The following is a 13,728-nucleotide window of genomic DNA, read 5'->3' on the forward strand; positions in this document are numbered from 1 at the left end:
CTCAATTAATAATCAGACCCTCATATACCTCTTGCCCGGCAAGGATTTAACCAACCCAGCAAATTCCAACGTCAACAAATGACTCACTGCTTCATGCACATTGATTTGAGTCTTCCAGCTCAGTTCATCCAGGTGCAGGCCGGTTTTAAACTCCTCAAGCACTGATATAATTTTACGCTCTGACTCTCCATAAGCACTTAAATCTACAACAGGTTTTACAGGTTTAGACTCGCCTTTTTCCCAGCCTAACAGATACTCCAAATCTTTTATGCCTGTGAATATATTGGCCTTCTGAGCACGAATGAGCGCATTGCACCCTTCTGAGTATTTACTTTCAAGGTCCCCTGGAACTGCAAAAACTTCTCGGTTGTACGAGTAAGCAATATTAGCTGTAATCAAAGCTCCACCCTTGTTTGCCGCCTCTACTACAATAAGCGCCTCCGTCATTCCAGCAATGATTCGATTTCTTAAAGGGAAATTATGAGGGTCTGGCTTAGTTCCTGGTGGATATTCACTAATCCATCCACCTCCATCTTCTAGCATTTCCAGGGCACTCTTCTTGTGGACTGATGGATAGATTTTATCCAACCCACCGGCCAACACCGCTACCGTTGGTAAATCATTCTTAAGTGCACCTCGATGTGCAGCTATATCAATACCATAGGCGAGGCCACTCACTACAACAGCATTGTGAGGCACTAATTCTTCGACTATTTTTTCTGTGATTTGTTTACCATAATTAGTAGCATTTCGCGTCCCCACAATCCCAATCATTTTTGATTCCGAAAAACTCGACTTTCCTTTAGTATAAATCAATAGGGGCGCATCATTCACTGACTTGAGTCTCTCTGGAAAATCTGCATGAAAATATGGGACAATTTCAATCTTTTGCTTTTCGCAATCTTGAATAATTGCTTCTGCCTGCTTAATGAAACTCCCTGAAGTGAGTGCTTTGATTGTCTTTTCACCAATGTTGGGAATCTTAAGCAAGGCTCCTTTCTTTTCTGAGAAAATAGCAGAGGCAGACCCACAATAACTGATCAACTGTTTAGCCAAAACATCGCCAATGCCAGGCGTGAGTTTCAGCGCCAGCACATAGCTGTTTTCGTTTTCATTCATAGAATGAAAAAAATTAATAATTCAACAAAAATTTAGCTAATTAACTTCTCTGAATGCTGTCGCGTAATTCTGAAAGAAATCCACGAATATTTTTAAGTGATTGAATCATATCAATCTTCTCCATAGCTGCATTGGCATCATTTTTAATAAAATCTCTTGCCCCATGGAGGGTATAACCTTTCTCTTTTACCAGATGATAAATCATCTTTATTTTTTTGATATCCTCCGGAGTGAACTGCCTGTTCCCCTTACGGTTCTTCTTAGGATTAATGATATCAAACTCTGTTTCCCAAAAGCGAATGAGTGAAGTAGCTACACCTAAATCATCGGCTACTTCGCCAATGGTGTAATATCTTTTCGTTATTTCCTTTTCTTTGTACGGCACAGTTCTAGCGGTTAAGATAGGTAATAAAACCTGAATCGTCAATCAATAAATTACTTTCGGGAAAATCTTTTTTAGTCAACTCCCTGATCTTCGAAATGGCTCGTTTTTTAGAGTCAATTTTTGGTCCACCCGCCCCTAGCTGGACGATTGGAATCAACTGACCTCTTAGAAATTTACCTTCCGAATTAGTTTCTACTTTCACTATAGGTGCAATGCCATTCACACCTCTTAAATTAAACCTTCCATAGGTACAAAAATTACCCATACTGTAGGTTATAAATCGCTCATTATATACTTCAATCGCTCTAGACACATGAGGTCCATGCCCAAAGATCACATCTGCTCCATGATCAATCATTAAATGAGCAAACTCGTATACATTGCCTCTGTTTTCACCATAAAACATTTCTGTTTTTCTGGTTACATGTTCATGTTTTGACCCCTCGGCTCCGGCATGAAAAGACACGATCACAACATCCACCAGTGAGTCCAACTGCTCAACTAACGCTATAGCTTTTTCCTGATTGTGAATACTCACGGTTCCAATATTAGGAGAAAACGCCACCATCCCATACCGCATGCCATCTACCATAAAAGTCGTGGTAGGTGCAGTTAACAATCCGGCATAATTAATCCCTAAAGAATCTAAAGATCTCATCGTATTGTCTCGCCCAGGTTGGCCGAAATCGCCAGCGTGATTGTTAGCCAAACTTACCACATCAAACCCTGCCACTACAAGATTATTTAGATAGGATTCAGGTGAACGAAATAAATAACACACTTTTGGGTTTCTGCATTTTTTTTGATCTCCGCCTTCGTTCAAAATGACTCCTTCGAGGTTTCCAAAAGTGACATCTGCTTGACGCAAAGTATCAGATACCTCTAGCCAAAGATCCTTTCCATCATTCCCTGGCAAATATCTTTCAGATGGAAAATTTGTCCCCATCATAATATCACCTACTCCTATCAAAGTCAGGGTATCTTTAATCACACGGGTCAATGCTATTTCTACTTCTTCATCCAAAGAGTATAAAGTATCCAATTCGGCTGTTATCCAATATTTCGGCTCAAGTAAAGTTGAATCAATGGCCACAGTCTCTACCTCAACAGGTAAAGTCGAAACCACTTTTTGCGACTTACAAGCCATCATCAGCAGGGTGATAGAAAATACATAGAATAGATTTCTAAGCATTTTCCAAAATTAGAATTGACCCGGGACTTAGTCGCCATGAAGAGGTCAGAAGTTTTCCACATTAGACCCACAGGTATAAAAAAACCTAGACTGAACAGTCGAGGTTTTAATTTATTTTTTTGAATGAATTAAAAATCACCTAAAGCTTGATTTTCAATTGAAGCTAACCTTAGTATCTCTTCATATTCCGTTGGATTCAAATCTTGGTGGAAATAATGAACCGGGTTAATGATTTTACCATCCTTTCTTACTTCGTAGTGCAAATGAGGAGCGGTTGATCGTCCAGAGTTTCCAACATATCCAATGCACTCGCCCCTTTTTACCTTTTGTCCTTTTTTCACATTAAACATTTCCATATGTGCATACTTAGTCACATAGCCATACCCATGATCAATTTCAACCTGTCGGCCATATCCTCCCAAACTTACATTAACTCGCTGTACAACTCCATCTCCAGTTGCATATATGGGTGTTCCCTTTGGGGCAGAAAAATCTATTCCAGGGTGCAATTTTCTAACCTTTAAAATTGGATGTATTCTCATACCATACCCAGAAGACAACCTCTTCAGCTCATCATTGGATACTGGTTGAATAGCTGGAATAGCTGCGAAGAAATTGTCCTTATTGGCTGCCATATCCAATAGTTCATCATAAGATTTCGTTTGAATATACATCTGCTTCTTCAGTTTATCTAAAGTTTGGTGCAGCTCAATAACCAAATCTTCCTTTTCCAAATTCTTGCTCGTGATCTCTCTATAGCGATTTACCCCTCCTACTCCAGCATCTCTGATAGATGCAGGAATCGGCTCTGCTTCAAAAATCACTCTGTACACATTATCATCTCGTTCCTGAAGTGACGACAACATATCTGATGCTTCAGCCAATTCGCTCTGCAACAACTCATAATAGTACTTCAATTCTTCATTCTCCTTTTCTAATCTAGCCTCTACAGGAGATTGAAAATAGAGATTATAGGTGTAGAAAATGCCTACTGCCAAAATCAATGAAAATGAAAGAAATCCTAATGAATTGAGAACAATGTCCCAAGTAGAAACTTTTACGCGTTCGTACTTACAAGATTCGGTATCGTAATAGTATTTTATTCTAGCCATATTAAATCAGAATATCCTAACTTTGTGCTTCGTTTTTCGGGTGGTCGCTAATATTTCTATTTTTACGGCTTGTTAGCATTACAATTCTGCTCGCAATTTAATACATTTTTTTAAATAACAAATAAATTCAATTTTAAGTAATTGAATATCAATAGATTAGATGGAATCGAAAGAAATAAGAAAACGGTTTTTAGAGTTCTTTGAAAAAAAGCAGCACGAAATAGTGGCTTCAGCCCCTATGGTGATACAAAACGACCCTACATTGATGTTTACTAATGCTGGGATGAACCAATTCAAAGATTTCTTCCTAGGTAACTCTGAGCCTTCCTCTAATCGAATAGCAGACACGCAAAAATGCCTTAGAGTTTCGGGTAAGCATAACGATCTCGAAGAAGTAGGCATGGATACCTACCACCATACCATGTTTGAAATGCTTGGTAACTGGTCATTTGGAGACTATTTCAAAAAAGAAGCTATCGAATGGGCTTGGGAGTTGCTCACTAAAGAGTTTAAACTTCCAGAAGATAGAATGTACGCTTCTGTTTTTGGTGGAGATAAAACCGATGGACTGGAGTTGGATCAAGAAGCTTTCGACTACTGGAAAGCGATTATTCCAGAAGACCGAATCATTAACGGTTCTAAAAAAGACAACTTTTGGGAAATGGGAGATACAGGACCATGTGGCCCTTGCTCCGAAATTCATATCGACCTTAGGTCAGATGAAGAAGTAGCAAAAATTCCAGGGAAAGATTTGGTAAACATGGATCACCCACAAGTGGTGGAAATCTGGAATTTGGTTTTCATGCAATTCAACAGGCTCGCTGATGGATCATTGAAACCTCTTCCCGCTCAGCATGTGGATACTGGCATGGGCTTCGAAAGATTGGCTATGGCCATTCAAGACAAGAAGTCTAATTATGATACGGACGTTTTCACTCCTCTAATCAATTTCATAGCTGATAAAGCGCAAGTGAAATATGGTCATGATGAGAAAACAGACATCGCTCTACGTGTAATATCTGATCATGTGCGTGCCATATCATTTGCCATAGCAGATGGACAATTGCCATCCAATAACAAAGCAGGCTATGTGATAAGAAGGATTTTGAGAAGAGCTGTACGTTATGGTTATACTTTCCTGAATTTCAAGGAGCCTTTCTTGCACACACTAGTTCCGCTTTTGGCAGAGCAATTTGATGGAGTGTTCCCCGAGCTTATCGCGCAGAAAGACTTTATTGGTAAAGTAATCATGGAAGAAGAGTCTTCTTTCTTACGAACACTGGACAAGGGCTTATCTAAACTCGACGTTATCATTAATGAAGCGAAAAAAGACAGTAAGGTCATTGATGGCAAGGTAGTATTTGAGCTTTACGACACCTACGGATTTCCATTTGACCTGACATCACTCATCGCTCGTGAAAATGAATTGAGTGTAGATGAAAAAGGTTTCAAAAAAGAAATGGAGGTTCAAAAAAACCGATCTAAGAAAGCGGCTGAGACTTCGGCTGGTGATTGGATAGAATTGAAACCTATTGAAGAGGTTCAGTTTTTAGGATATGAATCTTTGACTTCAAAATCTAAGATTGTAAAATATCAGGCTGTTGAAGAAAAAGGAAAGAAACTATTCAAAATAGTTTTAGACCAGACACCTTTCTATGCTGAGAGTGGCGGACAAATAGGCGACACCGGATATATTGCTGATGGAGACAAAAAAATCAGCATCATCAATACAAAAAAAGAGAACAACCTCATCGTTCACTTTTCTACAGAATTGCCAGAAAATCTGGAGGCCGAATTTGAGGCTGTAGTGAATAGTAAGAAAAGAAAGCTTACGGAAAACAATCACAGTGCCACTCACCTACTCCACGCAGCACTGAGACAGGTGCTAGGTACACATGTACAGCAAAAAGGCTCTTTGGTGAATGAAAAAGTACTGCGATTTGACTTTTCTCACTTCTCTAAGATGACTGATGAAGAGATTGCCAAAGTAGAGCAAATCGTCAATCAAAAAATCAGAGAAAACATTTCGCTTGACGAAAAAAGAAATGTACCTATCGGAGAAGCCCAAGAAATGGGCGCCATGGCACTGTTTGGTGAAAAATATGGTGATTTCGTACGAGTCATTACATTCGACAAAGACTACTCTGTAGAATTGTGTGGCGGTACACATGTGCCAGCGACTGGTACTATTGGTATGCTCAAAATCGTATCAGAAGGCTCGGTAGCTGCAGGCGTACGAAGAATAGAAGCCATTACGGCGGACAAAGCAGAAGAATATTACAACAAACAAAATGAGTTGGTTGCTCAAGTTAATGAGCTACTAAATAATCCAAAAGACACATTGAAAGCGATTGAAGCTTTGGTGAAAGAAAAGCAAGAGCTGACCAAAACCATAGAGACGATCAATGCTGAAAAAGCAGGAGCACAGAAAGGCATTTTGCAAAAGGCCATTCAATCTGTCAATGGATACAATGTATTGATCTCAGAAGCACAGTTACCTGATGCCGAGGGATTGAAAAAGCTGTCCTTCGAGCTCAAAAACGAAGTAGATAACCTGATAATGATAGTGGCAGCGGATATCGCTGGTAAACCACAAATTTCAATTATGATTTCTGAAGATTTGGTGAAATCACTAGATCTCCATGCTGGAAACCTAATCAAGGAACTAGCAAAAGAAATCAAAGGCGGCGGTGGGGGTCAGCCATTTTATGCAACTGCTGGAGGCAAGGACATCAGTGGATTGTCTAATGTGGTAACTAAAGCCAAAGCAATCATAGACGAAAAAACGAATCATTAATTAGGTTTTGAAAGACATATTAGAAAAATACGATCTGGTTGTAGGACTGGAGATTCATGTACAATTGAATACGGAAAGCAAGCTATTTGCTGCTGACAAGAACAGTTTTGGCGATAGTCCTAATAGCAATGTAAGTCCGATTACTTTGGCGCACCCAGGTACTTTACCAAAGCCGAACAAATCCGTGATTAGTCATGCGATCAAAATGGGATTGGCCATCAATTGTGACATTGCTTCATATACCACATTCGACCGAAAGAATTATTTCTATCCAGATTTACCGAAAGGTTATCAAACCACGCAAGACCAACACCCAATTTGCAGAGGTGGGTATATCGATGTAAAAAGTGGTGATAGCATCAAACGAGTCAATTTCAATAGAATCCACATCGAAGAAGACGCTGGTAAGTCCTCTCATGATGCTGAACACGAAGGTTCTCTTTTAGACTATAATCGAGCTGGTACGCCTTTGATTGAAATGGTGACTGAACCTGAGATCAGTTCTGCAGAGGAAGCCGGGAATCTCCTCACAGAGATCAGAAAGATCGTTCGCTACATCAATGTAGGCGATGGCAATATGGAGCAAGGCTCGTTGCGTTGCGATGCTAATATCTCTTTAAAACCCAAAGGTTCTGATCAACTCGGTAAGAGAGTGGAAATCAAAAACATGAATTCCATTCGAAACGTGCAACGGGCGATCAATCACGAAATCGAAAGACAGTCTGCGCTATTGGATGCTGGAAAAACAGTACTACAAGAAACGCGAGGATTCAACGATGACACGGGAGCAACCACCGGTCAACGTACGAAAGAAGAAGCCAATGACTACCGTTACTTCCCCTGCCCTGATCTGCTTCCTATTCATGTAAATGAATCATGGGTAGCTCAAGTAAAGGCCACCTTGCCCAAACTTCCACACGAAGTATTGGCTGACTTGCAGGACAATTATGAATTGAGCGCTTACGACGCTGAAATCATAGCGGATCAGAAAGAACTGTCAGACTACTTCTATGAAACAACAAAGCTGACCAAACACTACAAACGTATTGCAAATTGGATGATCGGACCAATCAAAAGTGCCTTGAATGATTCGAATATAGAAATACAGGATTTTGTAGTAAAACCCACTTTACTTGCTGAGATCATTGAATTAGTAGCGACTGACAAAGTGAGTTTCTCGATGGCTTCTACTCGTCTGTTGCCAGCTTTAATTCAATCTCCAGACAAATCTGCTTTGGAGATGGCTAAACAAATGGAATTGCTGCAAAGCGATGACCAGGACGAGCTAGTTAAAACTATTGAAGCGGTAATTGCCAGTATGCCAGACAAGGCGAAAGCCTATAAAAGTGGCAAGAAGGGATTGTTGGGAATGTTTATGGGAGAAGTTATGAAAAAGACTGGCGGTAAAGCCAATCCAAAAGTGGCCAACAAATTAATAGCTGAGCTATTAGAAAAATAAACAACAAGAGAATTATTTCGTTGACACCAATTGTTGAGAACGGTAAAAATATGATGATGAGAAAAAATTTAGGCTTTGTATTAGCCCTTACAGTTTTAGCTACTGCTTGCACAAAGAAGGATGGAGTATCCATATCAGGAACATATGAAAACCCTGTCAAAGATCAGTTAGTCAAAATAGAATTGATCATGAACAATGAGTTGACGGTAGTCGATTCATTTCAATTGGATCCAAGCGGCGCATACAACAGAACCATTAAAGTGTCAGAACCTGGTTTTTACAGACTCAATTTTTACAATCGACATGTCACCAATATGATTCTCGACCAAACTGATATTCAGTTAGTGAAAGATGAAAATGACCCAAGAGGCCGATATAAAGTAACAGGCTCAAAAGATATGGACTATATCTACGGGCTTACTACATTGAAACAAGACTTCGAAAAACAATCACAGGCACTCAATGGAGAATTTATGAATGCCAGAAATAGTGGTGACATGGCATTGCTCGAGGATATTAGGAGTCGCTTTATGCAAATGAAAGCTGCTAATGACAATAAAATAAAAACGGCTATCATGCAAATGAATGGCTCGATCGCAGGCATTCTTTCCACTTCATTCATTGATGAAGAAAATGAATTCGCTTTTCTTGACAGTCTGGCTCAGAAATACCAAAATGAATTGCCTAATTCTAGCTACACGAAAGAGCTAGTGGAGAAAGTAGAAGCCTATAGAAAACTAGCCATTGGCTCTCCTGCTCCAGAATTGTCCTTACCCAATCCTAATGGAGATATTATATCATTGAGTTCCTTCAAAGGCAAGTATGTCATGATCGATTTTTGGGCGGCCTGGTGTAGACCTTGCAGAATGGAGAATCCTAATGTGGTAAAAATGTACGATGCATACCATGACAAAGGTTTTGAAGTATTTGGGGTTTCTTTGGATCGCACTAAGCAAGCTTGGGTAAAAGCCATTGCAGAAGATCAATTGACATGGACACAAGTTTCTGACTTGAAATACTTCGAATCGGAAGCGGCACAGATCTATCAGATCAATTCAATTCCAGCGACATATTTGATTGGCCCTGATGGAACTATCGTGGCTAAAAACCTAAGAGGGCCTGAGTTAGAAGCGAAATTGAAGGAAATTTTTGGATAGGGTTTATTTAAAAACCTGCTGAAGCACACCCCAAAGCTTTTTACGAAGGTCAGTAGATACTGAGATATTATTCAAGGCATCTGCTACAATCAATTGACCGTCTCCGAGTTTAGTCGATACGTATTGCTGAGTACTCGCAGCCACCGGAAGCTGATGATTAGGAGTAAATGCAATTACATAGTCATACCCCACAGCTTTGGGTGTGGTAGCTGCTACATTTTGAAAGTCGACTTCATCAGTAGACTGACCTATTGCGCCAAGAATTTTTCCAAGATAATCTAAATCGCCTGCCGGCAATTCTTTAGCCGTTGGGTTATCAAATATCACGAGAATCTGATTTGTTGGCTTTTCAATTACGACCAATTTCTCCTCAGGTTCACTCACCACTGCTGGTGCAACCTCTTCTACTGTAGCAGAATCTTCTACCACAGTAACTTCTTCAACAATCGCACTACTCTCTTCTTTTTGATCAATCAAATAGATATCCTCATTGATCAAAAACTTCAAAAACTCATTTGAATTACCCATTGATAAATATTGATTTGAGTTCAGTAGCCTCTTCCGGCTTCATTTTCTTAGCCAAAACCAAACGCAACTGACGACGCCTTAAAGCTCCATCAAACATTTCTGTTTCTTCGTCCGTTTCCGGCACCACTTCTGGCACGTCTATTGGGCTTCCCCCTTGATCTACAGCCACAAACGTATAAAAAGCCTGATTGCTACTAACTTTCTTCCCGCCTGGAATATCTTCTGCTGACACATCAATAAAAACTTCCATGGATGAGTTGAAAGAGCGGGTTACTTTGGCTGTCAAAGTGATTACATTGCCTAATCTGATCGGGGCAGAAAAAGACACATTATCTACGGATGCCGTTACCACAATTCGATTAGAATGCTTCTGTGCTGCAATCGCCGCCGCGATATCCATCCAATGCAACAGTCTCCCTCCCATTAGATTATTCAAGGTATTGGTGTCGTTAGGCAATACCAATTCAGTCATTATGGCAATCGACTCAGAAGGTGTCTTTTGTTTCTTTCTACTCATAAGTTCTATTTTTTCCAGCCGTCATCCCCCAACAAAGGCACAAAGCTAAAATTGCTGTATTCTTCTTTTGTGATTCTTCCGTCCAATTGTTTTGTCAGACGTAACATCTTTTGTGTACTTCTATTTCCTACTGGAATTACCAAATGCCCGCCAGGTTTCAACTGATCAACTAAAGCTTGTGGTACCGTTGGTGCACCAGCTGTCACAATTATTCCGTCGTAAGGTGCAAATTTATCATATCCTAGTGAACCATCACCAATTATAAACCTGGGTGAGTATCCCATAAATTTAAGCATCTTCTGCGCGAGCCTGGATAGCTTCTCCTTGTATTCTATAGTCACAAGGTCAACTCCATTCTCAACAAGTACGCAAGCTTGATAACCAGATCCAGTTCCAATTTCAAGTACCTTTTTCCCAGGGGAAACTTCTAGTAAATCTGTTTGAAACGCTACAGTATAAGGTTGTGAAATCGTCTGTCCTTCAGCTATAGGGAAAGCTTTGTCCTGATAAGCATGCTCAACAAATATCTCATCGAAAAACCAATGCCTTGGAATTTTACCAATGGCATCAAGCACTCGCTCATTGGTTATTCCTTTCTCTCGTAGTTTCCGCACGAGAGACTTTCTCATCCCTTTATGTTTATAGCTATCCTTCAATTCCATGAGCGATCAAAAATAGGAGATAAATTAATTATTGATCATTCCATGAGCCGTATATTTTAGCTAATCTTACATTAAATTCTAATACGACGTTATATCACATGTTTACAGGAATAATTGAAACTGTTGGAGTTATTCAATCCATTGAAAAGTCAGGAACAAATGTTGATTTTACAATCAAAAGCAACATCAGTCATGAACTCAAAATTGATCAAAGTGTTGCTCATAATGGAGTTTGCCTGACAGTCACAGCGTTAAAAGATGATTGGCACAAAGTGACAGCTGTTGAGGAAACGCTACTCAAAACTAATTTGGGAGAATTAGAAGTTGGTGACATCGTTAATTTAGAACGATGCATGGTCGCCAATGGGCGTTTTGATGGACACATTGTTCAAGGGCACGTGGATCAAATTGGAAAATGCACAAAAAAAGAGGAAAGAGATGGAAGTTGGTTATTCGATTTTGAATATGACAGCGATCTCGGTAATGTAACCGTTGAAAAAGGTTCCATCTGCATCAACGGCATTAGCTTAACTTGCTTCAATTCTCAGGATGGCAAGTTTTCGGTGACTATTATACCTTATACCATGGAACATACCAGTTTTAAAACACTTCAGCCAGGTGACGTCATCAACCTCGAATTTGATATTATTGGGAAATATGTTTCTAAACTTTTAAATAAAAAGTAAATTAACAGATCAAACAAATTAATCTTACTTAGACTATGGCGCTGAATTGCATGGTGGTGGATGATGATGAGCTAGCTAGGCTGATGATCCGAAAATATGTAGAGAAGACCGATTTCCTTGAAATGACACATGAAATGTCCAACGGAATTGAAGCTTCAAACATCCTTCTTCAAAAAGACAATCCTGACGTAGACATTATATTTCTTGATATTGAGATGCCTGAAATGTCGGGTATCGAATTGATGGAATCATTGACTGCGGACTATCAGGTGATCATGATTACATCTGCAGAAAAATACGCTGTAAGAGCTTTTGAAAAGAATGTCACTGATTATTTAGTGAAGCCATTTAGCTACGGGCGTTTTCTAAAAGCTGCGGTCAAGGCGAATGTAACACTTGAAAACCTTCGCAAAAAAGCGGAGAGTTTTCATGAACTATACGTCAAATCAGATTCAAGAATTTACAAAATCATCTTAGACAATATTTTGTTTATTGAGGCTATGGCAGATTATGTCATATTCAATACAATCAAAGGCAAACATATTGTTCACCACACGATGAAAGGAATTGAAAAGAAACTTCCAGCTAGTACTTTTGGAAGAGTTCATCGATCATACATTATCAATTATGATAAAATTGAGTACTTCGAAGATATGAATGTGGTGATCAACGAAAAGTATATTCCTGTTGGAGTTTCCTACCGTGAAAAGGTTTTCGAAAGATTGAATATGCTTTAAATTATATCTTTCATTTGACTAGTCCTAAATAATCGTTACAGATTTTAGGATAAAATATTAGATAGCATCGGGTTTTAGCTCGGTGCTATTTTTGTTTCTATAGTTTCTAATCTTGACCTTGTCTTGCTGATGCATAAATGCCGGGGTATTCATCCAACAGCTCCAATGAGGTCGATCATGGTTGTAGATATAAATACTCTGCTCAATGAGTTTGTCCATTAGTGCTACATCTGATGTGGTGATCCCTAAGATAAATTCATGTTTCAATATCCCATTCACCCTTTCGGCTATGGCATTTTGATATGGGTCATAGCTTTCGGTCATGCTGCACCTTATATTATGATTGTTAAACACCTGTTGATAGGCATCGCAACAATACTGCAATCCTCTGTCTGAGTGATGGATCAACTTTCGCTCAGGATATATACGATTGGCAATAGCCATATTAAGGGCTGATATTGCACCTGAAGCATCCAGACTTTTCGATACATCAAAGCCCATGATCCGCTTTGAATAAGCGTCTGTGACCAACGATAAATACATCGGATTTTTCCGTGTTCCAATGTAGGTGATATCCGATACCCATACTTGCTCAGGCCTTTGTATGGAAAGCCCATCAATAAGGTTTTTATGTTTTCTAAATCGATGATGAGAGTCAGTAGTGATATGATATTGTCTCTTAGGTACGATCTGAAGATGATTTGCTTTCATAATAGCAAATAGCCTGTCTCTTCCAACTCCCAGCGGCTGAAGTTCATCATAAAGTAAATGATACAACTTTCTGGTACCTATACGAGGCATTTTCATACGCACCTTTTCAACCATAACTACTACCTTGGTGGCTATTTCTTGCTTTTGTTTACTTCTTCTGATAGAGCGGTAATAGATTTGCCTATTCATCCCCAACAGTCTACAGATCTGGGTTACCCCTTCTTTTTGTTCAACCTTGAATCGATCAACTGTTGGGGTAAAGACTTTTTTCTGATGGGGAGTTTGAATTCTTCTTCGGCTATGTCGATCATCATATCAAAGAAAATGGCTTTCTTATCTGCGTTTTCAACCTGCTGTTCAAGCTCTTTTTTTTGCTTTTCCAACAGCCGTACTTTCTGCTCAAGTTCGTATAGTTTTTGGTCTTTAGATTTTGGCATCCGAAGTGTTGATTTATTGACCCAATCAAAGTTACCAAATTTTCGAAGCCAATTGGTAACTGTAGAGTGTGACTGAATACCATACTTGCGAGCGGCGGCTTTTATGCCTAACTCTCCGCTTTCAACTTCTGACACAACTGACAATTTAAAAGCGTAGCTGTAGTCCTTCTGTGTTCTTTTAACATACTTGTTCTCTGTGAGTTCGTTCATAACGTCGTTTTTTGTGTAA

General features: G+C 39.5%; 14 protein-coding genes. 5 read left to right on the forward strand and 9 right to left on the reverse strand.

The annotated features are described in order from the left end of the window. Positions 1-12 precede the first annotated feature (12 nt). The 4 genes from dprA to R8N23_RS14905 form a co-directional block, all read right to left on the reverse strand. Positions 13-1,119, reverse strand: coding sequence for a DNA-processing protein DprA (dprA, locus tag R8N23_RS14890; protein ID WP_318172405.1), 1,107 nt, complete (start codon positions 1,117-1,119; stop codon positions 13-15). 40 nt (positions 1,120-1,159) lie between these two features. Continuing rightward, the gene (locus tag R8N23_RS14895) at positions 1,160-1,504 is read right to left on the reverse strand and encodes a MerR family transcriptional regulator (RefSeq protein ID WP_318172406.1); all 345 of its coding nucleotides are present in this window, start codon (positions 1,502-1,504) and stop codon (positions 1,160-1,162) included. Between the two features lie 4 nt (positions 1,505-1,508). Continuing rightward, on the reverse strand, positions 1,509-2,696 hold the full coding sequence (locus tag R8N23_RS14900; protein ID WP_318172407.1) for a CapA family protein: 1,188 nt from the start codon (positions 2,694-2,696) through the stop codon (positions 1,509-1,511). Positions 2,697-2,824: 128 nt separating this feature from the next. After that, complete coding sequence (locus tag R8N23_RS14905; protein WP_318172408.1) at positions 2,825-3,808, reverse strand: M23 family metallopeptidase; 984 nt, start codon at positions 3,806-3,808, stop codon at positions 2,825-2,827. Positions 3,809-3,968: 160 nt separating this feature from the next. Between R8N23_RS14905 and alaS the strand changes: the two genes are divergently transcribed. The 3 genes from alaS to R8N23_RS14920 are packed head-to-tail and all read left to right on the forward strand — an operon-like array spanning position 3,969 to position 9,221. Continuing rightward, positions 3,969-6,605: an alanine--tRNA ligase gene (gene alaS / locus R8N23_RS14910; protein ID WP_318172409.1), complete on the forward strand. Its 2,637-nt coding sequence runs from the start codon at positions 3,969-3,971 to the stop codon at positions 6,603-6,605. 7 nt (positions 6,606-6,612) lie between these two features. Continuing rightward, on the forward strand, positions 6,613-8,064 hold the full coding sequence (gene gatB / locus R8N23_RS14915) for an Asp-tRNA(Asn)/Glu-tRNA(Gln) amidotransferase subunit GatB (protein ID WP_318172410.1): 1,452 nt from the start codon (positions 6,613-6,615) through the stop codon (positions 8,062-8,064). Between the two features lie 56 nt (positions 8,065-8,120). Continuing rightward, positions 8,121-9,221, forward strand: coding sequence for a TlpA disulfide reductase family protein (locus R8N23_RS14920; RefSeq protein ID WP_318172411.1), 1,101 nt, complete (start codon positions 8,121-8,123; stop codon positions 9,219-9,221). Positions 9,222-9,224: 3 nt separating this feature from the next. On the opposite strand, the gene R8N23_RS14925 is transcribed toward R8N23_RS14920, so the two are convergent. Genes R8N23_RS14925 through R8N23_RS14935 form a run of 3 tightly spaced genes read right to left on the reverse strand, consistent with a single transcriptional unit; the run spans position 9,225 to position 10,895 of the window. Continuing rightward, positions 9,225-9,749 carry a hypothetical protein gene (locus R8N23_RS14925; RefSeq protein WP_318172412.1) on the reverse strand — a complete coding sequence of 175 codons (525 nt, stop codon included), beginning with the start codon at positions 9,747-9,749 and terminating at the stop codon, positions 9,225-9,227. Then, entirely contained in the window at positions 9,742-10,266 is a 525-nt protein-coding gene (locus tag R8N23_RS14930) for an acyl-CoA thioesterase (RefSeq protein ID WP_318172413.1), read from the reverse strand. The genes R8N23_RS14925 and R8N23_RS14930 overlap by 8 nt, the downstream gene beginning before the upstream one ends. 5 nt (positions 10,267-10,271) lie before the next feature. Further along, on the reverse strand, positions 10,272-10,895 hold the full coding sequence (locus R8N23_RS14935) for a protein-L-isoaspartate(D-aspartate) O-methyltransferase (RefSeq protein WP_318172414.1): 624 nt from the start codon (positions 10,893-10,895) through the stop codon (positions 10,272-10,274). A gap of 131 nt (positions 10,896-11,026) precedes the next feature. On the opposite strand from R8N23_RS14935, the gene R8N23_RS14940 reads away from it, so the two are divergent. After that, entirely contained in the window at positions 11,027-11,614 is a 588-nt protein-coding gene (locus tag R8N23_RS14940; protein ID WP_318172415.1) for a riboflavin synthase, read from the forward strand. Between the two features lie 35 nt (positions 11,615-11,649). Continuing rightward, positions 11,650-12,351 carry a LytTR family DNA-binding domain-containing protein gene (locus R8N23_RS14945; protein ID WP_318172416.1) on the forward strand — a complete coding sequence of 234 codons (702 nt, stop codon included), beginning with the start codon at positions 11,650-11,652 and terminating at the stop codon, positions 12,349-12,351. A 57-nt stretch (positions 12,352-12,408) separates the two neighbouring features. Here R8N23_RS14945 and R8N23_RS14950 read toward each other — a convergent pair whose 3' ends face one another. Both R8N23_RS14950 and R8N23_RS14955 read right to left on the reverse strand, forming a co-directional pair. Continuing rightward, entirely contained in the window at positions 12,409-13,251 is an 843-nt protein-coding gene (locus R8N23_RS14950; RefSeq protein WP_318169925.1) for an IS3 family transposase, read from the reverse strand. A gap of 23 nt (positions 13,252-13,274) precedes the next feature. Further along, complete coding sequence (locus tag R8N23_RS14955) at positions 13,275-13,709, reverse strand: helix-turn-helix domain-containing protein (RefSeq protein ID WP_318169924.1); 435 nt, start codon at positions 13,707-13,709, stop codon at positions 13,275-13,277. Between the last annotated feature and the right edge of the window lie 19 nt (positions 13,710-13,728).

Origin of the sequence: Reichenbachiella sp. (genome assembly GCF_033344935.1) — a bacterium.
Taxonomy (GTDB): Bacteria; Bacteroidota; Bacteroidia; order Cytophagales; family Cyclobacteriaceae; genus Reichenbachiella.

Coding starts and splice junctions, on each gene's coding strand:
- dprA (WP_318172405.1), bottom strand. CDS start 1,119: ATGAATGAAAACGAAAACAGCTATGTGCTGGCGCTGAAACTCACGCCT.
- R8N23_RS14900 (WP_318172407.1), bottom strand. CDS start 2,696: ATGCTTAGAAATCTATTCTATGTATTTTCTATCACCCTGCTGATGATG.
- R8N23_RS14905 (WP_318172408.1), bottom strand. CDS start 3,808: ATGGCTAGAATAAAATACTATTACGATACCGAATCTTGTAAGTACGAA.
- alaS (WP_318172409.1), top strand. CDS start 3,969: ATGGAATCGAAAGAAATAAGAAAACGGTTTTTAGAGTTCTTTGAAAAA.
- R8N23_RS14920 (WP_318172411.1), top strand. CDS start 8,121: ATGAGAAAAAATTTAGGCTTTGTATTAGCCCTTACAGTTTTAGCTACT.
- R8N23_RS14925 (WP_318172412.1), bottom strand. CDS start 9,749: ATGGGTAATTCAAATGAGTTTTTGAAGTTTTTGATCAATGAGGATATC.
- R8N23_RS14930 (WP_318172413.1), bottom strand. CDS start 10,266: ATGAGTAGAAAGAAACAAAAGACACCTTCTGAGTCGATTGCCATAATG.
- R8N23_RS14935 (WP_318172414.1), bottom strand. CDS start 10,895: ATGAGAAAGTCTCTCGTGCGGAAACTACGAGAGAAAGGAATAACCAAT.
- R8N23_RS14940 (WP_318172415.1), top strand. CDS start 11,027: ATGTTTACAGGAATAATTGAAACTGTTGGAGTTATTCAATCCATTGAA.
- R8N23_RS14945 (WP_318172416.1), top strand. CDS start 11,650: ATGGCGCTGAATTGCATGGTGGTGGATGATGATGAGCTAGCTAGGCTG.
- R8N23_RS14950 (WP_318169925.1), bottom strand. CDS start 13,251: ATGAATAGGCAAATCTATTACCGCTCTATCAGAAGAAGTAAACAAAAG.
- R8N23_RS14955 (WP_318169924.1), bottom strand. CDS start 13,709: ATGAACGAACTCACAGAGAACAAGTATGTTAAAAGAACACAGAAGGAC.